General features: G+C 71.9%; 16 protein-coding genes. 9 read left to right on the top strand and 7 right to left on the bottom strand.

All coding sequences use genetic code 11. The features are described 5' to 3' along the window. Nucleotides 1-69: 69 nt before the first annotated feature. Complete coding sequence (locus KUM40_RS40640; RefSeq protein WP_217171416.1) at nt 70-960, top strand: virginiamycin B lyase; 891 nt, start codon at nt 70-72, stop codon at nt 958-960. A gap of 107 nt (nt 961-1,067) precedes the next feature. After that, the gene (locus tag KUM40_RS40635; RefSeq protein ID WP_217171447.1) at nt 1,068-1,775 is read left to right on the top strand and encodes a DUF5701 family protein; all 708 of its coding nucleotides are present in this window, start codon (nt 1,068-1,070) and stop codon (nt 1,773-1,775) included. A 20-nt stretch (nt 1,776-1,795) separates the two neighbouring features. Here KUM40_RS40635 and KUM40_RS40630 read toward each other — a convergent pair whose 3' ends face one another. Both KUM40_RS40630 and KUM40_RS40625 read right to left on the bottom strand, forming a co-directional pair. Beyond that, on the bottom strand, nt 1,796-2,896 hold the full coding sequence (locus KUM40_RS40630) for a PP2C family protein-serine/threonine phosphatase (RefSeq protein ID WP_217171415.1): 1,101 nt from the start codon (nt 2,894-2,896) through the stop codon (nt 1,796-1,798). 166 nt (nt 2,897-3,062) lie between these two features. Next, a complete protein-coding gene (locus KUM40_RS40625; RefSeq protein ID WP_217171414.1) occupies nt 3,063-4,289 on the bottom strand; it encodes an MFS transporter in 1,227 nt (408 codons plus the stop codon). A gap of 91 nt (nt 4,290-4,380) precedes the next feature. Between KUM40_RS40625 and KUM40_RS40620 the strand changes: the two genes are divergently transcribed. From KUM40_RS40620 to KUM40_RS40610, 3 genes are all read left to right on the top strand, one after another. Next, on the top strand, nt 4,381-5,370 hold the full coding sequence (locus KUM40_RS40620) for a helix-turn-helix transcriptional regulator (RefSeq protein ID WP_217171413.1): 990 nt from the start codon (nt 4,381-4,383) through the stop codon (nt 5,368-5,370). A 31-nt stretch (nt 5,371-5,401) separates the two neighbouring features. After that, nucleotides 5,402-5,932, top strand: a complete 531-nt coding sequence (locus KUM40_RS40615) for a glutathione peroxidase (protein WP_254396411.1) — start codon at nt 5,402-5,404, stop codon at nt 5,930-5,932. A gap of 92 nt (nt 5,933-6,024) precedes the next feature. Next, entirely contained in the window at nt 6,025-6,906 is an 882-nt protein-coding gene (locus tag KUM40_RS40610; protein ID WP_217171412.1) for a MerR family transcriptional regulator, read from the top strand. Between the two features lie 68 nt (nt 6,907-6,974). On the opposite strand, the gene KUM40_RS40605 is transcribed toward KUM40_RS40610, so the two are convergent. From KUM40_RS40605 to KUM40_RS40595, 3 genes are all read right to left on the bottom strand, one after another. Further along, a complete protein-coding gene (locus tag KUM40_RS40605; RefSeq protein ID WP_217171411.1) occupies nt 6,975-7,166 on the bottom strand; it encodes a DUF397 domain-containing protein in 192 nt (63 codons plus the stop codon). 185 nt (nt 7,167-7,351) lie between these two features. Continuing rightward, the gene (locus KUM40_RS40600; RefSeq protein WP_217171410.1) at nt 7,352-8,209 is read right to left on the bottom strand and encodes a helix-turn-helix transcriptional regulator; all 858 of its coding nucleotides are present in this window, start codon (nt 8,207-8,209) and stop codon (nt 7,352-7,354) included. A 351-nt stretch (nt 8,210-8,560) separates the two neighbouring features. Beyond that, complete coding sequence (locus KUM40_RS40595; RefSeq protein ID WP_217171409.1) at nt 8,561-9,304, bottom strand: GPP34 family phosphoprotein; 744 nt, start codon at nt 9,302-9,304, stop codon at nt 8,561-8,563. 189 nt (nt 9,305-9,493) lie between these two features. Between KUM40_RS40595 and KUM40_RS40590 the strand changes: the two genes are divergently transcribed. The 3 genes from KUM40_RS40590 to KUM40_RS40580 all read left to right on the top strand — a co-directional run bounded on the left by KUM40_RS40590 (nt 9,494) and on the right by KUM40_RS40580 (nt 16,201). After that, nucleotides 9,494-12,166 (top strand): D-alanyl-D-alanine carboxypeptidase, encoded by a 2,673-nt coding sequence (locus tag KUM40_RS40590; RefSeq protein ID WP_254396410.1) that lies wholly within the window; start codon nt 9,494-9,496, stop codon nt 12,164-12,166. 239 nt (nt 12,167-12,405) lie between these two features. Beyond that, a complete protein-coding gene (locus tag KUM40_RS40585; protein WP_217171408.1) occupies nt 12,406-14,376 on the top strand; it encodes an MFS transporter in 1,971 nt (656 codons plus the stop codon). Between the two features lie 235 nt (nt 14,377-14,611). Further along, nucleotides 14,612-16,201 carry a sodium:solute symporter family protein gene (locus KUM40_RS40580; protein ID WP_217171407.1) on the top strand — a complete coding sequence of 530 codons (1,590 nt, stop codon included), beginning with the start codon at nt 14,612-14,614 and terminating at the stop codon, nt 16,199-16,201. 83 nt (nt 16,202-16,284) lie between these two features. On the opposite strand, the gene KUM40_RS40575 is transcribed toward KUM40_RS40580, so the two are convergent. Further along, nucleotides 16,285-16,695 (bottom strand): VOC family protein, encoded by a 411-nt coding sequence (locus KUM40_RS40575; protein WP_217171406.1) that lies wholly within the window; start codon nt 16,693-16,695, stop codon nt 16,285-16,287. A 90-nt stretch (nt 16,696-16,785) separates the two neighbouring features. Further along, nucleotides 16,786-17,901, bottom strand: a complete 1,116-nt coding sequence (locus KUM40_RS40570; RefSeq protein ID WP_217171405.1) for an ADP-ribosylglycohydrolase family protein — start codon at nt 17,899-17,901, stop codon at nt 16,786-16,788. 314 nt (nt 17,902-18,215) lie between these two features. On the opposite strand from KUM40_RS40570, the gene KUM40_RS40565 reads away from it, so the two are divergent. After that, on the top strand, nt 18,216-19,373 hold the full coding sequence (locus KUM40_RS40565) for a serine hydrolase (protein WP_217171444.1): 1,158 nt from the start codon (nt 18,216-18,218) through the stop codon (nt 19,371-19,373). The last annotated feature ends 41 nt before the right edge of the window (nt 19,374-19,414 follow it).

Here is a 19,414-nt window from a genome sequence, read left to right as displayed (position 1 = left end):
GAGGGAATCTTACCTCGGTAGTATTTTTATGTTGACAGTCATGATACGTCGAACGTAAGGTTACCTTCAATGAATGAATTTATCGATGCCGGGCCTGTCCGGGAGTTCACCGTGAGCGACGCCGAGGCCGGTCCCTACGCCCTCGCCGAGGGTCCGGACGGCGCCCTGTGGTTCACGCTCGTCCACCGGGACGCCGTCGCCCGCAGGGACCCGGGCGACGGGCGGGTCACCGTCCACCCGGTCGGGGACGGCCCGACCGTGATCGCGCGGGGCCCGGACGGCGCCCTGTGGTTCACCGAGTACCGCGCGCACCGCATCGGCCGGATCACCGCCGACGGCGACTACTCCTCCTTCGCGCCTCTCACCCCCGAGGGCGGGCCGTTCGGGATCACCGCCGGGCCGGACGGGGCCATGTGGTTCACGCTCTCCTCGGTCGACCGCGTCGGCCGCGTCACCGTGGACGGCCGCGTCACCGAGTACCCGGCGCCCGGTGCCTTCCCGTCCGCCATCACCACCGGGCCGGACGGCGCCCTGTGGTGCACCCTCAACCAGCACAACGCCGTCGGGCGGCTCACCACCGACGGCCACGGCACCGCGTACCCCCTGCCCACCGAGGGCGCCGCGCCGGTGGGCATCACGGCGGGGCCCGACGGCGCGCTGTGGTTCACCGAGATCGGGGCCGGGCGGATCGGCCGGATCACCGTCGACGGCGCCATCACCGAGTACCCGCTGTCCGATCCCGCGGCCAGACCGCACGCGGTGACGGCGGGGCCCGACGGCGCGCTGTGGTTCACCGAGTGGGGCAGTGGCCGGGTCGGCCGGATCACCGTCGACGGCCACGTCACCTCGTACGCGCTCTCCCGCACCGACAGCGAACCGCACGGCATCGCCGAGCACGACGGCGCCCTGTGGTGCGCCCTGGAAACCGGCTCCCTGGCCAGAATCGAGGTCCAGCCATGACCGCCATGACCGCTGGCGCCATGACCGCCATGACCGCCATGACCGCGACCACGGCGCTCCTGACCGGCACCGGCCGCACCGCCGAAGCATCCACGGAAGGAACCCGCTTGACCGACCCGACGCACTCCCCCGCCTTCGACGCCCCCGTCTTCGACGCCGCCGCCGAGTTCGACCGGCAGGTCCGCACGCTCGTCGCGCTCGGATACCCGGCGCTGTCCGGCAGCACCCCGCGGCGGTTCGCCGAGGCGGTGGCGCCGCTGCGCGCCGAGGCCGTGGCCCGCACGGGCGGCACGCCCGGGTCGGCGGAGCCGCCGTACGAGCCCGCCGTCACCGGCCGGGTGCCCTTCGTGCTGGTCGTCGGCCGTGAACTCGCCCCGGTCGAAGCGACCATGCCGCTGACCACGCTGCACGGCGGCCGGCTGCCCGGGTTCGTCGACCGCACCTTCGAACCGGGCTCCCTGGAACGGTTCGTCGCCACCGAGGCGGCCGAGCCGCCCGGCCGGTACGGCATCCACCTGCTGTTCGACGTCGAGCGCGGGGAGGAGTTCTGCGGGGCCGTGCCGGGCGACGCGATGGCCGCCCTCGGCCAACGGGGCCGCACCCTGCTCACCATCGAGGAGGGCATCGCGCTGATGACCCACGTCCCGGAGATCCTGGTCAAGAACAAGTGCTTCTCGCTGGGCGGTTCACGGTGCGGTGACCGCCGGGTCCCGGCGATCTGGATCAGCAAGAGGGCCCCGAAGCTCGGCTGGTGCTGGGAGGGCAATCCGCACACCTGGCTCGGCATGGCGTCCGCCGGCGCGCGCCACGCCTGAGCGCCGGGCCCGGCGAGTGCTCACGCCGGGCCGGTCACTCCCCCGCCGTCCTGGCCCTGGCCCTCGCCCTGGTACCGCAGCAGCAGCATCGCCGCGTCGTCGTGGTGGGGTCCCGCCGCGTGCCGTACGAGGTCCTCTCGCAGGGCGTCCAGCGCTCGGTGGACATCGGGATCCTTCAGGAGGTGGGCGCGGTCGGGCAACGGATAGAAGCCGCCCCGCTCGTCCCGGGCCTCCGTGACGCCGTCGGTGTAGAGGAGCAGTTGGTCACCGGGGCGGAAGGGCACCGGGAACGGGGTCGGGCCGGGGCCGCCGTGCGCCGCCAGGCCCAGCGGGAGGGCGTACGCGGGCGGTTCGGGGAAGTCGGCGGTGCCGTCGCCGTGGACGAGCATCGGCGCCGGGTGGCCGTAGTTGAGGAGGACGACCTGATGGTCGTGGCCGATCTCGGCGAGGATCGCGGTCACGAACTTCTCGTCCTCCAGCTCCCGGGCGACGCTGCGCTCGAGCCGCTCACCGAGCTTGACGAGGTCCTTCTCGTCGTACGCCGCCTCCCGGAACGCGCCGAGGACCCGGGCCGCGGTCTCCACCGCCGCCAGCCCCTTGCCCTGTACGTCGCCCACGATCACCCGGACGCCGTGCGGCGAGGCCACCACCTCGTACAAGTCGCCGCCGATCCGGGCCTCGGCGAGCGCCGAGGTGTACGAGACGGCGGCGTGCAGCGGGCCCGCGGTCAGCGGCACCGGGCGCAGCAGGACCCGCTGCGCCGCCTCCGCGATCGAGCGCACGCTGGCCAGCTCCGCCTCGCGGCGCGAGCGCGTCACGGCCGCCGCGATGCCGACGCCGGTCACACCGGCCACCGACACCATGGCGGTGTAGCCGCGGGGCCGGTCGAAGAGGCCGTTGTACATCCCGAGGCCGACGCAGAGCAGCAGCGCGACCAGTCCGATCACCGCCGTACGCCGCCAGCCGCCGACCAGCCCGGCGAACGCCGGTCCCAGCGACACCAGCGGCAGCAGCCCCACGCCCGGTCCGGCCGTGACGTCCACGACGGCGACGACGGCCATGGCCGCGGCGGGCATCCAGGAAAGCACCGCGGAACCGGCCGGCTCCTTCTTCACGGTCATGACTACTCCGGTGTCGCAGCGCTCAAGAGCCGCCCTCTCCCTGTCCCCAGGCGTCCCTCCCCAGTCTCTTAGACTATGCACGGGCCGGAGCGCGCAGGAGTTCCCCGGCGCTCCTTAACCCAATCGAGGCCGAGTCGCACCGGGCAGACCGGCACGTCACGTCGCCTCACGCGGACCGTACCGCCGCCCGCGCCGCCCGCGTCGGCAGCAGTCCGCCGTCGGTCGCGTCCCGTCGGCTCGCCACCGTCAGCGTGAGCGTCACCGCGAGCGAGGCGAGGGCCATCACGGTCATGGCCGTCGCCGGGGAACTGAACTGGGCCACCGTTCCGGCCAGGGTCGCGGCGACGCCCTGCATGGTGAGCATCCCGGCGGAGTGCAGGCCGAGGGCGTGCCCGGAGAGTTCGTCGGGGGTCAGGCCGACCAGGCGCTCCTGCTGCACCAGGCTCGAGCCGAAGCCCACGGCGGCCAACGCGACCAGGACGGCCGTCACCGGCAGCGGCGGACGCAGGAAGAGGACGAGGTACGGCGCGGCCAGCAGCACCAGCAGCGGGATGCCGAGACGCGGGCGCAGCCGGGCCGGCAGCAGCCGCCCGATCGTCACGTCCCCGGCCAGCATGCCGAGCGCGGCGCAGGCGAACAGCGTGCCCGCGGCGCGGGGGTCATAGGAGACGTACAGGGACTCGCAGCCGACGACGAGGCCGTTGGGGATCCACAGGGCCAAGTACACGTGGCGGCGCGGACGGGCGGACCACAGCCGGGCGTTGGCGCGCCAGGTGGCTTTCACGGAGGGGCGGCCCGCGGTGCGCGGCGGGCGGCGGGTCAGCCGGAGGGCGAGGCCGGCCGCCACGCCGTACAGAGCGGCCGCGAGCAGCAGGCACAGGCGCGGCGACAGCAGGGTCACCAGGACGCCGCCGGCCGCGTATCCGGCGATCTGCATGATGCCGCTCATCATGTTGAAGAGCGAACGCCCCGACAGGTATCCGTCCTTGGCGAGGATCTCGGTCAGCAGGCCCCAGCGGACACCGCCGCCGAGGGAGGCGATCAGGCCCTCGACGAGGACGATGGCGAGCATCCCCCAGACCGGCAGGCCGGGCAGCGCGAGGGCCGCGGTGGCGACGGCGAAGGAGAGCGAGAGACCCGCCAGCGTCGCGCGCGGGGCCAGCCGGTCGGCCCCGGAGAGGAAGAGCGTGGCCCCCAGCACCTGGGCCAGCGCCGGCCCGAACATGCTGACCGCGGACAGCAGCGGCGAGTTCGTCGCCCGGAACACCAGCGTGCCGAGCGCAAGGCCGCTCACCGTCTGGGCGGCGATGTTGGCCGAGGAGGAGAGGAAGAGGGGGCTGAACTCGGGGGTGCGGAAGAGGTCCGCGTAGCTCTTGCGGCTCGTGTCTGGCATGCGGGGAGTGTGGGGTGATCGCGAGAGAGGCCGTTAATGTTTCGCGTGGACGCGAAAGACCAAAGAAGGGAGAAGGGAGGGGAGGGGCCGCATGGGCTGGTGGGAGATCGACACCGACACGCTCGCCCGCAGCCGTTTCGTCGTCTCGCCGCTCGACGAGACCCTCGCCTGCCTGAAGATGCTGCACGCCGGTGTGGCCGGCCACCCCGGCGAACGGGCCTGGCTCGACACCCACCGGCCCGCCCATCTGCGCCGCATGGCGGCCGACCCGGTGGCCGCGCTGCTCGTCGGCTCGGGTCTCGGCCGGGAGTGGAACGCCGACTTCCTCACCCCCACCCCGTACGAGGGCGAGAGCTTCGAGGAGGGCGTCGCGCGGATCCGGGCGGCCCGCCCCGACGAGGCCCGCGCGGACCTGGCCGTCTCGCTCGGGGGCACGCTCCCCGCCGCCCTGGACCGCGACGACCTGCCCGAGCGGGCCGCCGCGCTCCTGGAGGACGTCTGGACGGAGGCGGTACGGCCGGACTGGGACCGGCGCCGCCGGGTCCTGGAGGCGGATGTCGTCGCGCGGATCGCGCAGGTGAGCCGAGGAGGCTGGGCGGCCGTGCTGGACACGCTGCGGCCGGGCACCCGCTGGCTGGGCGACAGCCGGCTGCAGATCAACCTGAACCCGTACCCGCCCCGCGATCTGTCCGGCGCCGAGCTGATCCTGGTACCGATCACCGCCCAGCGGCACGGCTGGGTGGCGTGGGAGGAGCCCGAGCGGTACGCGGTGGTCTACCCGTGCACGGGTGCGCTCGCGGACGACGGTGCCCGTGCCGTGCCCGCGGCCCTTGGCGCGCTGCTCGGTCCGGCGCGGGCGGGGGTGCTGATGCTGCTCGGCTCCCCGATGAGCACCAGCCAGTTGGTCGGCGTGACCGGGCAGACCCTCGGCTCTGTGGGCCGGCATCTGCGGGTGCTGCTGGACGCGGGTCTGGTGGAGCGGCGGCGGGCGGGCCGGTCGGTGCTGTACTCGCGGACGGCCGCCGGGGAGGTGCTCGTCGAGGCGGGCGGGGCGGGCGAGGCGGGCGAGGGGTGGACGTGACGCGTCCCGGCCCCGGACTAGCATCCGTTCCATGACGACCTCACAGAACGCGCGAAGCAACGGCAACGACGACAGCCTCCCCCTCGACGTCGGGATCGGTGCCCTCCAGGGCGGGACCGCGGACCTCTCCCAGTACGCGGGCCGGGTCGTGCTGGTGGTCAACGTGGCCTCCAAGTGCGGGCTGACCCCGCAGTACTCCGGCCTGGAGCGGCTGCACGAGCGCTACGCGGAGCAGGGCCTCACCGTGCTCGGCGTGCCGTGCAACCAGTTCATGGGCCAGGAGCCGGGCAGCGCCGACGAGATCGCCGAGTTCTGCTCGGCGACGTACGGCGTCACCTTCCCGATGACCGAGAAGGTGGAGGTCAACGGGGAGGGCCGGCATCCGCTGTACGACCGGCTGACCGGATTCGCCGACGCCGAGGGCCACAGCGGGGACATCCGCTGGAACTTCGAGAAGTTCCTGATCGGGCGGGACGGCAAGGTCGCCGCCCGGTTCTCGCCGCAGACCGAGCCGGAGGCGGCGGAGGTCGTGGCGGCGGTCGAGGCACGGCTGGCGGGTTGACCACGCGGGTCCGAGCGAGTCCGGGCGGAACGCTTGACCTTGCCCCTGGGGCAGACCCGAGTGTCGTCGTCGCCGGGCGGACCAGCCACCCGGTGACGGAGGACGACGACGTGGACGGTGCGGGCGACGGCGAGTTGCTGACCATCGGTGCGTTCGCCGCGCGGGCCCGGCTGTCGGCCAAGGCACTCAGGCTGTACGACCGGATGGGCCTGCTGGCGCCCGCCCATGTGGACGAGACCACTGGCTACCGCTACTACCGCGCCGGTCAGACCGAGCGTGCCCGGCTCGTGGCGCTGCTGCGTCAACTGGACATGCCGCTCGCGCGGGTCGCGGAGGTGGTCCACGCGGACGGGCCCGGAGCCGCCGCCGCGCTGCTCGACGCCTACTGGGCGGGAGTGGAGGCCCGGGTGGCCGGTCAGCGCACGCTCGCCGAATACCTCCGTGGACGGCTTTCGGGGAGGAGCTCCGAGGTGTACGGAAAGTTCGTGGTCGAGACGGTGGACGTGCCAGGGCAGGTGGTGCTCAGCGAGACCCGGCACATGACGCCGGCCGAGCTGCCGGCGTGGATAGGTGCCTCGCTGGGGCGTCTTGAGGAGGCGGCCGGAGGATGCGGGGGTGTGACGGCGGCGCCGTTCGTCGTCTACCACTCCGAGGTGTCGGTGGAGAGCGACGGCCCGGCCGAGTCGTGCGTGCCGGTCGCCGACGAGGCGGCCGCGCGGGCGTGGAGCGAGGAGGGCGGACGGGCCCGGCAGACGCGGGTGCGGGTGGAGCCGGCCGGGCGGCTGGCCTACACCCGGATCACCAAGGCCCAGGTGGCCCATCCGCAGCTCCTGGCCGCCTTCGAGGCGGTGGAGGAGTGGATCGCCGGGCAGGGTCTGACGGTGGCGGGGCCGTGTCGCGAGGTGTACTTCGCCGACTGGGACGCCGCGGGCCCCGAGGACCCGGTGTGCGACATCGCGTTCCCGGTGCGGTGAGACAGAGCCCTCTCGGCAAGGTCGGCGAACTGGTCGAGAGGGCTCCGCCGTCGGCACTCCTGGGAGTGCTACTCCTTGACCGAGGTCACGAACGCGGTCCACGCGTCGGCGGGGAAGGCCAGGACCGGACCCTGCTGGACCTTGGAGTCACGGACGGCGAGTGCCGCCACGACCGGTGACCTGACCTCGACGCACGCGCCGTTTCCTCCGGAGTAGGAGGACTTGGTCCACGATTCCTGGGCGCCCTGAAGAATTGCCATGTCTGCTCCGATGGTGAGTCGCTGAGCGTGGTTCACGCCAATGACGCTTGATCTTTGGCGTGATCGACGCTACTCGCTGACCTCACCGTTCGGAGCAGCCATTCACTCGACCGGATGGCATATTCCAGGTGAGTCTTCCAGTGCCGCCAGTCAGGGGTGTACCATCCGCCGCCCGTCGGCGCGGGTCAGCGCGCGTACTCCTTCGCCACGTCCTCGATGCGCTGCCGCGACTGCTCCACGTTCAGGGCCTGCGCCCGCAGATGCTCGTACATCACCGTGTACTTCTGCACGTCAGGCGCCTTCTCCAGGTACAGGTCGCTGGTGACGCCCTCGATGTACACCACGCTCGAGTCGGCCGCGTCGGCGAACTCCAGGATCGAGTACTGGCCGTTGATGCCCGGATGCGCCCCGACGTCGAACGGCAGCACCTGCACGGTGATGTGCGGTAGCTGCGACATCTCGGCGAGGTGCTCCAACTGCTCCCGCATCACCTGCCTGCTGCCCACCACGCGGCGCAGGCCGGCCTCGTCGAGCACCACCCACAGCCGCAGCGGATTGTTCTCGGCGGAGATGCGCTCCTGGCGCCGTATGCGGACCTGCACCCGTTTCTCGACGTCGGCGACCGACGTCTCGGGCAGGGCACCCTGGATGAGCGCCTCGGCGTACGCCCGGGTCTGCAACAGGCCCGTGATGATCTGGGGTTCGTAGGTGCGCAGCGACTCCGCGTCGGTCTCCAGACCGATGTAGACGCTGTACGGGATGTCGCCGAAGGCGTGCCACCAGCCCTGCTGGCGCGAGTCCTTCGCCATCTGCATCAGCGAGTCGACGATCCGCTGGTCCTCGACCTCGTACACCCCGCACAGGTCACGGACGTCCCGCTGGCTGATGCTGCGCCGGCCGTTCTCCAGGCGGCTGATCTTCGACTGCGAGACCAGCAGTCGCTCCGCGACCTCCTCGGCCGTCATGTTCTTGAGCTCACGGAGCCGGCGCAGCTCCTGGCCCAGCCGACGCCGCCTTACGGTGGGATTGACACTCGACGCCACGGGACGTGCACCTCCGGCTGCGTGACTCGTACTTGCCACTTTGTGTATCTGCTGCTGAGCAGACTGCCACCAAGGTGCTTTCTACCGCTGGGAAACGGTCGATATGCGCCGCGTACACGCCAGTTCGGGGCGCCACCCTCGCAGGCGGCCGCGCGGGGCGGCGGGGCCGGGCCGTCACCCGGGCATGCCGGACGTACGGCCGGCCCCGCCGCCCCGCGCGGACCTGCGGCTCCCGTGACCGGGCTTGGGGACTGACGGTGCGGCGGTGCGGCGGTGCGGTACTGCGCGTGTACGCGTGCTCAGGTACTCAGAGTGCTCAAGCGTTCAGGGTGCTCAAGGTGCTCAAGGTGCTCAGTGGGCCACCGCTCGCGCCATGGATCCGTGGCGTGGTTGCGCCGGAACACCGCGAGCGGGTTCCGAGGCCGGCCTGGCGGCACCCGGTCCCGGGGCCGGACTGCGGCGTGGCTGGGCCACGGCGCCGTTCTGGACGTCCATCACCGCGTGCGCCACCAGTCCGCCCATGGGGTCGTGCCTGATGAGGTCCCGCAGCCGGGACCGCGACGAACGCCCTTCGTTGCCCGGGTAGAGGTGCTTGCCGAGACCGACCGCGTGGGCCAGCGCGGCGAGCGCCGCGGTCCGCGGATCCGGCGGGACGCCGGTGCGGATCGCCGAGTCGAGACGGGCCTTGATCTCCCTGCTGATCGCCGTCTCCGTCGCCTGGTAGCGCGTCGTCGGCAGCACCCCGCACATCTGGCCCTCCACGGCATGCACCATGCCGCATCGCTCCAGATGCGAGAGATAGGTCTGGCGCAGCCCCAGGCGGGGTCCGCCAATCCAGTTGACCGCCCGTACGGGAGCGCCACGCCTTCGCAGCAACTCCAACGCGCAGTCGAGTGTTGGATCTCCTGTCGGCCGTGGGGCCACCACGGCGATACGATCCCCGTCTGGGGCTATCCGTCCGGCCAGCGCCAGCTCCACAAGCTGTGCTCCGGCCAGACCGAGGTCGAGCGACTGCGGCTGTGCGGTGGTACCCGTGGTCGGGTCCAACGCCAGCAGTAGCAGCTCTTCCGGAAGTGTTCTGCGGCTCCTGCCCATCCATGCCTCCCCGCGTGGATGAAAGACAGGGTGACCCCTCTCACATTGGTCTGTCGAGGGTGCGTGACCGCTTCGTAGTGGAACCAGTAGGTATGTCGTTCTCGTCTACCGCGTGGGTTCCCCCCGTACACAGGACACTGGTAAATGGTTTCGGTACGGGTTCGGCAGCGCGCACAGGACGTGCGGCGCATGGAGGAGGCATCGGTGGCGGGCGAGTCCCCCGACAGTTCGAAGCAGCAGCGCGAGTCGTCGGAAGAACCGACGTCGGGGAGCGCGGGTCCGGTTCCCGAAGCCAGGACCGAGGCGAGCGAGCCGCGTGATCCGCGGCTGGCGGTGGCACACGAGAAGCGGGCCGGCGGGTCCCGTGGCGGCGTCGACACGGCGACGCGTGTGCTGTCGGTCCGCGAAACGGAGGCCGAGGCAGAGGCCGACGCGGATACGGAAGCGGATGCGGAGGCCGCGGACGCCGGTTCGGAGGACGCCGCCGAGCCGTCAGGGACGTCCGCCGACCCCGAGGCGGCCGAGGCGGCCGATACGTCGGACACGTCCGAGAAGTCGGAGAAGTCCGACGCGTCCGAGGGCAAAGACGGCCGACTGCGGGACGCCGTCGCGGCCTGGGTGGCCACCGCGGACGAGCGAGCCGCGGCCAACGCGCGACTCGATGACGCGGGGAGCGACGGCGCAGACGCACCTGAGGGCACCGAGGGGCCCGAGGAGGCCGGGGAGCCCGGGGACGAGCCGAACGGCCCTCAGCGGGACGCCGAGCAGCGCGAGGAGGCCGACAGCGACTCCGCCACGGACCCGGCCGCAGACTCCGCCTCAGACTCGAAGCCGGGCTCGGACACGGACGCCGATGCGGACGCGGACGTAGCTTCGGACTCCGCGCCGGACACGGCCTCCGGCTCCGGCACGGACCCGGACGCGGAGACGGACTCCGGCCGGGGCGGCAGCGCGGCAGCCGACTCGGGGTCGACGTCGGACGAAGCATCGGACGACTCCACGCCGGACACGGCCTCGGGCTCGGACGCGGGCTCGGGCTCGGACGCGGGCTCCGGCACGGACCCGGACGCGGAGACGGACTCCGGCCGGGGCGGCAGCGCGGCAGCCGACTCGGGGTCGACGTCGGACGAAGCATCGGACGACTCCACGCCGGACACGGCCTCCGACTCGGACTCCGGCTCCGGCTCGGACTCCGAGGATGGTGCCGACGGGGGTGAGAAGCCGCGGGTCGATCAGCCCACTGCTGTGTTCAAGTCGCTGCGGCCCGCCAAGCCCGGTGTTGATCAGCCGACGACCATGCTGAAGCTGGGCGACGCCGCCGCCGCGTCCGAGAAGGCGCCACGGTCCGAGGGCGATGCCGAGCGGACCAGCAAGTTCGTGGCGCTGCGACACCCGGACGACCCGTCGACCCGCAAGCCCCCGAAGCCGCCCCAGGCGGCCAAGGCTGCCCAGGCGGCCCCCCAGACGCCCCAGGCCCCGACGCCGCCGTCCGAGGCCCCCAAGGCCCCGAAGAAGCCCCGTACCGGGACCACCGCCGCCGTATCGCACGTCGGGCCCGACCGGACCACCCAGCAGCCGTTGCCGCCCAAGCCGCCGCTGGATCTGCTGGCGGAGCTGACGAACACCCCGCCGCCCCCGGAGACCCCGCTGCGGACGACGGTGCGCCGGGTCAAGATCTGGACGCCGCTGGTCGTCCTGCTGCTGATCGTCTTCGGCGTCGCGCAGTCCATGCGCTCGCTGCCCGCGCCGACGCTCGACCTGACGGCGGAGGACAGCTTCACGTTCGACGGGGCCAAGCCGGAGCTGCCGTGGCCGTCCAGCGGGCAGGCCGCGCTCGACGTGCAGGGCATCGGCACGTTCGGCTCGTCCGGCGACCAGAAGCCCGTGCCGATCGCGAGTGTGGCCAAGGTCATGACCGCGTACGTCATCCTGCGCGACCACCCGCTGAAGAGCGGCGCCGGGGGCCCGAAGATCAAGATCGACCAGGTGGCGGAGGACGAGTCGGACGCGGGCGACGAGTCGACCGTCCACGTCTACGCCGGTGACTCGATCTCCCAGCGCGAGGCCCTGAAGGCCATCCTGATCGCTTCCGCGAACAACGTGGCGCGGCTGCTGGCCCGCTGGGACGCGGGGTCCGAGAAGGCGTTCGTGGCGAAGATGAACGCCGCCGCCAAGGACCTCGGCATGACCAACACGACGTACACCGACCCGTCGGGGCTGAACAACACGACGGTGAGCACGGCCGCGGACCAGGTGAAGCTGGCCAAGGAAGCCATGAAGGCGCCCGCGTTCCGGGAGGTCGCCGCGATGATGTCGTACGACGACTACAAGGGCGTCAACCACCCCAACTGGAACCAACTGGTCGGCCACAACGGCGTCGTCGGCATCAAGACCGGCACCACCACCTCCGCCCTCGGCAACCTCGTCTTCGCGGCGAAGAAGGAGATCGGCGGAGAGACCCGCACCATCGTCGGGGCCGTGGTGCGCCAGCCGGACGTCGGCGAGGGGATCCTCGCCGCCGCCCTGGACTCCAGCGACAAGCTGATCCGGGCCGCGCAGGACGCCCTGAAGTCGTCGACGATCCTGAAGAAGGGGACCGTCGTCGGGTACGTCGACGACGGTCTCGGCGGCCGCACGCCGGTCGTCGCCACGAAGGACGTCAAGGCCGTCGGCTGGGGCGGACTGACCGTGAAGCTGACCTTCGACGCGGACGATGTGCCGCACACGGCGAAGGCCGGTACCAAGGTCGGCACCCTCACGGTCGGCGACGGCGGCACCAGCGGCGCGGTGAAGGTGCCGGTGGCGCTGCGGGACGACCTCGTCGAGCCCGGCTTCACGGACAAGCTGACCCGCCTGGGCTGACCGTCGGCCCTTCCGGGCCGACCGCCGACCCGCCCCGAACGCCCCCGCGGCCACCCGGCCGCGGGGGCGTTCGCATCCTCGATGGTGCCGGAAGGGTGCGGGTAGCTCCCGTGGGGTCCCGAAAGGGAGGAAGCCACGGTGCGGGCGTGCGTGCTAGCGTCACGAAACGGGGCAGGTCGCCGGTCGCGGGAACGGGATCCGGCCCAAGGAAGAAGACGGGACACGGGGAGTGCCTTCAGGTGGCCACTGCGGAGCCGACACGCGCCGACGACGCCGATCCGGGCCCGGGAGCCGACCCGGGTGCCGGTCCGCGACCACGCGTGCCCGCACCCCGCGGGGACGACGCGGAGCGCTCGGAGAGTACGGAGACCCCGGAGAGTACGGAGAGTACGGAGAGTACGGAGAGCGGGCGAGCCGGTCACGGCCCGAAGGGCGGCGGACGTGAGCCGGCGGACGCCGGCGAGCCGAAGGCGCCGTCGGCGGTGAACGCCGCGTTCCTGGCCCTGCGCGAGCGCATGCTGCGCCACCCCGTGCTGTCCGTGACGGCCCTGGCAGGGGTCCTTCACATCGCCTGGTTCTTCACGTTCGCGAACGGTGGCGGTGACCTCGCGGCGCAGGACGCGTGGGCGGAGTTCGTCGGCCGGCACCCGGACTCGGCGTACAACCTCGCCTGGTACGGCGGCATGCACCCGGTGTCGTACAGCGTGGTCTCGCCGTATCTGATGTCGGTGCTCGGCGTGCGGACCACGATGATGATCGCGGGGACGCTGTCGGCCGGGCTGCTGACGATGATCCTGATCCGCAGCCGGGTGGTCCGCAATCCGCTGTGGGCGTCGCTGGCGGGCCTGTTCGGGCTGCTGGGCAACGCGGCGTCGGGGCGGGTGACGTTCGGTCTCGGCATGATGTTCGGTCTCGGCGCGGTCGCGGCGGTGTTCTGCTGGCCGTACCGCTGGCGGCACGAGCGCTGGGCCAAGGGGCTGTGCGCGGCGCCGCTGGCCGCGCTGTCCACGATGTCCTCGCCGGTCGCCGGTCTGTTCGTGGGCCTGGTGGCGGTGGCCCTGTTCCTCCAGAAGCGGCGGCCAGGCGCCTGGTCGCTGGGGCTGGCGCCGAGCGCGGTCGTGGGGCTGTCGGCCTGGCTGTTCCCCTTCTCCGGCACACAGCCGATGGCCTTCGGTTCGGCGGTCCTGCCGATCCTGTACGCGGGCCTGGTGTACGCGTTCGTGCCGCGCACCTGGACGACCGTACGGATCACGTCGGCGGTCTACGGCCTGTCCGTGCTGCTGGTCTGGCTGATCAGCTCCCAGATCGGCTCCAACATCACGCGCCTGGCGATGCTCTTCGCCGGGGTGGCTCTGGTGGCGGCGCTGCCGTTCACTGTGCCGAAGTCGCGCAAGTGGTACGCGCTGGTGGTCTCGCTCGTCGGCTTCGTGGGCTGGATCGGCTTCAAGTCGGCCGACGACATCATCCACACCCAGCCGGCCGCCTCCTGGGCGCGCGAGCTGGCGCCGCTGGTGAACGAGCTCCAGGAGGTCGGCGCCGAGCGCGGCAGGGTGGAGGTCGTGCCGGCCCGCTCGCACCGGGAGGCCTCGGCGCTCGCGCCGTACGTGAACCTGGCGCGCGGCTGGAACCGCCAGGCCGACATGGAACGCAACCCCCTCTTCTACGACGACACGCTCAACTCGGCGAACTACCACGAGTGGCTGCAGCGGTGGGCCGTGCACTTCGTGGTGCTGCCCAAGGGCGAGCCGGACGGCGACGGCGGCCAGCGCGAGCGGGAGCTGGTGCAGCGGGGCATGCCGTATCTGAAGCAGGTCTGGGGCGACGCCAACTGGCAGCTTTTCCAGGTGACCAACCCGACTCCACTGGCGGAGCCGCACGCGGAGGTCCAGCGCGCCGAGCAGGGCGAGTGGACGATCGACGTGAAGGAGCCGGGCCGGATCCTGGTCCGGATGCCGTACTCGCCGTGGCTGAGCCTCGTCGACGCGGAGGGCAACAAGCTCGAGGCGCCCCAGGAGACGGAGGCCTCCAAGAACGCTCCGGAGGGCACGCCGAAGACGTTCGACAACGTCAACGGCTGTGTGACGGAGACGGAGGAGACCGCGGAGGGCGACAAGTGGACGTGGCTGCTCGCCCCGAAGGAGGGCACGTACCGGCTGGCCGCGCCGTACGGGCTGCAGCGGGGCACGCCGTGCCCGGAGGAGCTGAAGTAGCCCGGCGGACGCACTCCCGAGGGCGTTCAGGTTGTTCATGTAGGTGAACCGAGGTCAGTAAGCCGAACATTTTTACCCCCTCTTGACCTTCCCCTTCCTTGTCGTGCCCGCGTCGACGCAACCACGATGAGCGGGCACTTCGCGCCCTGTCTCGCCCTGCCTCGCTCCAACTCCGCTCTCGCGAAGTGTCAACCGGCTGAGCGGAGTTCACAAGGCGGACCCCGGAAGGGGGCACATGAACGGTCTCGACTGGTCCGTGCTCATCGGCTACTTCGCCGTCATGGTGGCGATCGGCGTCTGGTCGCACAAACGTGTGGGCAACGTCAGCGACTTCTTCACGGCCGGCGGCAAGATGCCCTGGTGGCTGTCCGGCATCTCGCACCACATGTCCGGCTACAGCGCGGTGATGTTCACCGGGTACGCGGGCATCGCCTACACGTACGGCGTCACGTCCTTCGTGACGTGGTCGTTCCCCATCGCGCTCGGCGTCGCCATCGGCTCCAAGCTGTTCGCGCCGCGCATCAACCGGCTCCGCTCACGGCTGCACGTGGCCTCTCCCCTTGAGTACCTGAAGAACCGGTACAACCTGCCCACCCAGCAGGCGCTGGCCTGGTCGGGCATGCTGCTGAAGATCGTGGACGTGGCCGCGAAGTGGGCGGCCATCGCCACCCTCCTGTCGGTCTTCACCGGTATGTCACTGAACCAGGGCATCCTGATCACCGGCGTCATCACGGCCTTCTACTGCACCATCGGCGGCCTGTGGGCGGACGCGCTGACCGAGCTGGGCCAGTTCATCATCCAGTTGCTCGCCGGCGTCGCGATGTTCGTGACCGTCGTCATGGAACTCGGCGACCACGGCGGCTTCTTCGGCGTCTGGGACGAGCCCGCCCTCCAGGGCCACGGCAAACCGCTGGTCGGCCCGTACGGAACGGTGTTCCTGCTCGCCTTCCTCTTCATCAAGCTCTTCGAGTACAACGGCGGCATGCTCAACCAGGCCCAGCGCTACATGGCCACCTCCAACGCCCGCGAGGCCGAACGCTCGGCACGGCTGTCGGCGGTGGTGTGGCTGATCTGGCCGGTGGTGCTGTTCTTCCCGATGTGGATGTCGCCGCTGCTGGTGGAGTCGCAGAAGGCGGACGGTTCCGACTCCTACGCCCTGATGACCGAGCAGTTGCTGCCGCACGGGCTGCTCGGCCTGGTCGTCGTCGGCTTCTTCTCGCACACCATGGCCATGTGCTCCTCCGACGCCAACGCGATCGCGGCCGTGTTCACCCGTGACGTGGCGCCCGTACTGTCGAAGCGGGCGCGGGGCTGGGGGCAGCGGTCCGGGCTGCTGGCGGCGCGGGTGACGACGGTGATCTTCCTGGGTCTTTCGATGGCGGTGGCGACGCAGGTCGACTCGCCGACGTTCAAGGACATCATCACCGTCGTCATCAAGTGGGTCGCCGGGCTGATGGGACCGATCGCCATCCCGATGATGCTCGGTCTGCTGCGGCCCTTCCGCCGCTCGGGCCCGACGGCCGCGCTCACGAGCTGGGGGCTGGGCCTGGTCGCCTTCTGGCTGGTCAACTACCCGATCAACTGGAACGTCGAGGGCGGGGTCCCCCTGGAGTACCAGGTGTCCATCCCGCTGGCGGTCTCGCTGGTGCTGTACATCCTGGTCGGCTACCTCAAGCCGGAGGACACCCCGGAGCGGCTCGCGATCATCGAGCAGGTCAACACGGACGGGGACGGGGACGGCGACGCCTCCGGCGCGGCGGCTGCGATCCCGACGCCCGCGGGTGGGGTGGACGACGTGGTGGGGCGCAGCCGGGTGGGCGACTAGCACCCTGGGCCTGGGGCGCAGCCGAGCGGTGTGCGGCCGGTGTCGGCCGGTGTCCACGGATCGTGGTCACCGGCCGCGCCCCCTCAGCGCAGTTCCTGGATGCGGATCTGGTTGCCGGCGGGGTCCCGGAAGGCGCAGTCGCGGATGCCGTACGGCTGCTCGGTCGGCTCCTGGATGATCTCGGCGTTCCCGGCGCGCAGCTTCTCGAAGGTGCCGTCGAGGTCCTCGGTGGCCAGGAGGATCCACCCGTAGGTGCCTTTGGCCATCATCTCGGCGACGGTGCGGCGCTCGGCGTCGGTGACGCCGGGGTCGGCGGCGGGCGGCGAGAGGAGCAGCGAGGTGTCCGGCCGGCCGGCCGGACCGACCGTGATCCAGCGCATCTTGCCGTGCCCGACGTCCGTGCGGACCTCGAAGCCGAGGACGTCCCGGTAGAAGGCCAGGGACGCGTCCGGGTCGTCGTGCGGAAGGACGGTGGTGTGGATGCTGATGTCCATGGCAGCCACGCTAGCCGCGGCTCACCGTCCCCGCTCCCGATCCCCACACTCGATCCGCGCTACCGATCCGCCTCGCGAAACGTGACCGTCCTACCCGCGCGGGTATCGTGCCAGCCAACCCGGGGACGAGCCCGCCGGGCCGTGCAGTGCGGGGCCCTGGGTCATCTCCATGGCGAAGTCGTCGGCCAGTTCCAGGAGGGTCGGGCGGCCCTCCAGCTCGGCCAGCCAGGCCGGGGGCAGCGCCGTCTCGCCGTGCAGGGCGCCGAGCAGGCCGCCGGTCAGCGCCCCGGTCGCAGCCGAGGGGCCGCCGTGGTTGACGGCGAGCCGCAGCCCGTGCCGTACGTCCTCCCCGACGAGGGCGCAGTACACGGCGGCGGCGACCAGGCCCTCCGCCGTTCCCGCGCCGATCAGCTCGGTCACCCGGGCCGGGGTCGGCAGCCCCTGCCGTACCGAGCCGAGCGCGTGCTGCAGAGCGTCCGCCACGGGCTCGTGTCCCGGCCGGGCGGCGAGCAGCGCGAGTGCCCGCTGCACCGCGGCGTCCAGGCTCTCGCCGCGCGCAAGACCGTGCACGATCACGGCGTACGCGCCCGCCGTGAGGTAGCCGGTGGGGTGGCCGTGGGTCTGCGCCGCGCACTCCACGGCGAGCTGGGCGACCAGTTGCGGCTCCCAGCCGACCAGCAGCCCGAACGGCGCGGACCGGGCGGCTGCCTCGGGCCCGTACTCACCGGGGTTCTTGGGCGCCTCGGGGGTGCCCATCGTCTCGTCGCCGAGCCCGAGCAGCAGCGTGCGCGGGGCGTCCCTGCGGACGTACAGCCACTCCTCGTGGGCCAGCCAGCCGTCGTCCTTGCGCCGCAGGTCGGGCCCCCAGTCGCGCTGGGTCGCGACCCAGCGACGGTAGGCCCGGTGCAGGTCGGTCGGCGGATGCCAGGCGCCGGTGTCCCGCCGTACCTGGGCGCGGATCAGCCCGTCCACGGAGAACAGGGTGAGCTGGGTGAGGTGGGTGACGGCACCGCGCCGGCCGTAGGCGGAGGCCAGGTCGGTCAGCCCCTCCGCGCCGTGCGCCTCCCGGATCCCGTCCAGGTCGAGACCGTCGACGGGCGCTCCGAGGGCGTCCCCGACGGCCACGCCGAGCAGCGTCCCGCGCACCCGGCTGCGGAAGTCCTGCTGCTCGGCACGCCCCCAGACGGCACCGGTCGTCCCGCCCACCTGGAACTCCCCTCGGCGCTGTGCGTACGTACGACGCCCAGCACTGTATGCGAACGGAAGCGGTCGGTTCAGGGCCGGAACGGGCCGGAACTGTGTGGAAACGCTCACGACCGGGGGTGGCACCAGGTACACCCCGTATCCGCCGCCTGGCACCATCGAGCGGACAGCCGGGCTGCGACAGGCTCAAGGGGTCGCGAGAACAGCCCTGTTGGAAGGAACCCTCCGTGCCCGCTCGTCTCCACGCCCCCTCCTCCGCCTCCGCCTCCTCCGCCTCCTCCGTCCGGAAGGGGCCGAAGAAGCAGCGCGGGCGCGTGCTGTCCGTGGTCGCCGCGCTGGCGGTCCTGGGCGGCGGCCTCGCCGTGAGCGGCTCCCCGGTCTACGGCGCCCCGGACCACGCCGGTCACCACCGCGACGCCGTGCGCGAGGCTGCGAAGGACCTGGTGCGCGAGGACGGTTTCCCCGCCGCGCTGGTCGCCGACCAGGGACGTGACGGACGCGTCCGCGACTACACGGCCGGCACCGGTGACGTCGAGACCGGCGCGGCCGTGCCGGTGAACGGCCAGGTCCGGGCGGGCAGCAACACCAAGTCCTTCACCGCGGCGGTGGTGCTCATGCTGGTCGGCGAGGGCAAGGTGAAGCTGGACGAGCCGATCGAGACGTACCTGCCGGGCCTGGTGCGCGGCGACGGCATCGACGGCAACCGGATCACCGTGCGGAACCTGCTCCAGCACACCAGCGGCCTGCCGGACTACGTCCAGACACTGGGCCTGGACCCCTTCGAGGTCCGCGACACGTACTACAACCCGCGTGACCTGCTCGACCTCGCCCTGAGCCAGAAGGCGGCGTTCGAGCCCGGCGCGAAGTGGCAGTACAGCAACACCAACTACATCCTGGCGGGCCTGCTCGTCGAGAAGGTCACGGGCCGCCCCTTCGGCGAGGAGATCACCGACCGGGTCATCCGCCCCCTCGGCCTGAAGGACACCTACTGGCCGGGCGTCGGCGAGCGCGGCATCCGGGGCGCCCACCCCAAGGGATACGCCGCCGCCACTCCCGGCGCTCCGCTGGAGGACATCACGCGCCTCGACCCGTCGCAGGCCTGGGCCGCCGGGCAGCTCGTCACCACCCCGCGCGACCTCAACCGCTTCTTCTCCGCCCTGCTCGGCGGCGAGGTACTGGATGCCGCCGAACTGAAGGAGATGAAGACCACGGTCCCGGTGACCGAGGGCGCCCCCGCGCCCGGCACCGGATACGGCCTGGGCCTCTTCCGCACTCCCCTGTCCTGCGGCGTCGAGCTGTGGGGCCACGGCGGTTCCATCCACGGCTACGAGTCCTACGGCGGCGCCACGCAGGACGGCCGCGCGGCCACGGTGGCGGCGACGGCACTGTCCAGCTCGGTGGCCGCCGAGCCGGCCGACATGATGGCGGCGCACCAGCACGTCTTCGACGTGGTGGACACGGCCGTCTGCGAATGAACGTGGCCCCGCTCGCCCCGGTGACCAGTTGAGTCGAAAAA

This window comes from Streptomyces sp. AC512_CC834 (assembly GCF_019049325.1).
Classification (GTDB): Bacteria; Actinomycetota; Actinomycetes; order Streptomycetales; family Streptomycetaceae; genus Streptomyces.
The sequence above is the reverse complement of the archived record's forward strand: the minus strand, read 5'-3'. Positions and strand labels throughout refer to the sequence as shown.

What these genes read in the sequence shown, in the direction of transcription:
- KUM40_RS40625 (WP_217171414.1), bottom strand. Translation starts at nt 4,289, where the DNA reads ATGCCAGACACGAGCCGCAAGAGCTACGCGGACCTCTTCCGCACCCCC.
- KUM40_RS40575 (WP_217171406.1), bottom strand. Translation starts at nt 16,695, where the DNA reads ATGGACATCAGCATCCACACCACCGTCCTTCCGCACGACGACCCGGAC.
- KUM40_RS40615 (WP_254396411.1), top strand. Translation starts at nt 5,402, where the DNA reads ATGACGACCTCACAGAACGCGCGAAGCAACGGCAACGACGACAGCCTC.
- KUM40_RS40620 (WP_217171413.1), top strand. Translation starts at nt 4,381, where the DNA reads ATGGGCTGGTGGGAGATCGACACCGACACGCTCGCCCGCAGCCGTTTC.
- KUM40_RS40640 (WP_217171416.1), top strand. Translation starts at nt 70, where the DNA reads ATGAATGAATTTATCGATGCCGGGCCTGTCCGGGAGTTCACCGTGAGC.
- KUM40_RS40630 (WP_217171415.1), bottom strand. Translation starts at nt 2,896, where the DNA reads ATGACCGTGAAGAAGGAGCCGGCCGGTTCCGCGGTGCTTTCCTGGATG.
- KUM40_RS40590 (WP_254396410.1), top strand. Translation starts at nt 9,494, where the DNA reads ATGGAGGAGGCATCGGTGGCGGGCGAGTCCCCCGACAGTTCGAAGCAG.
- KUM40_RS40605 (WP_217171411.1), bottom strand. Translation starts at nt 7,166, where the DNA reads ATGGCAATTCTTCAGGGCGCCCAGGAATCGTGGACCAAGTCCTCCTAC.
- KUM40_RS40580 (WP_217171407.1), top strand. Translation starts at nt 14,612, where the DNA reads ATGAACGGTCTCGACTGGTCCGTGCTCATCGGCTACTTCGCCGTCATG.
- KUM40_RS40595 (WP_217171409.1), bottom strand. Translation starts at nt 9,304, where the DNA reads ATGGGCAGGAGCCGCAGAACACTTCCGGAAGAGCTGCTACTGCTGGCG.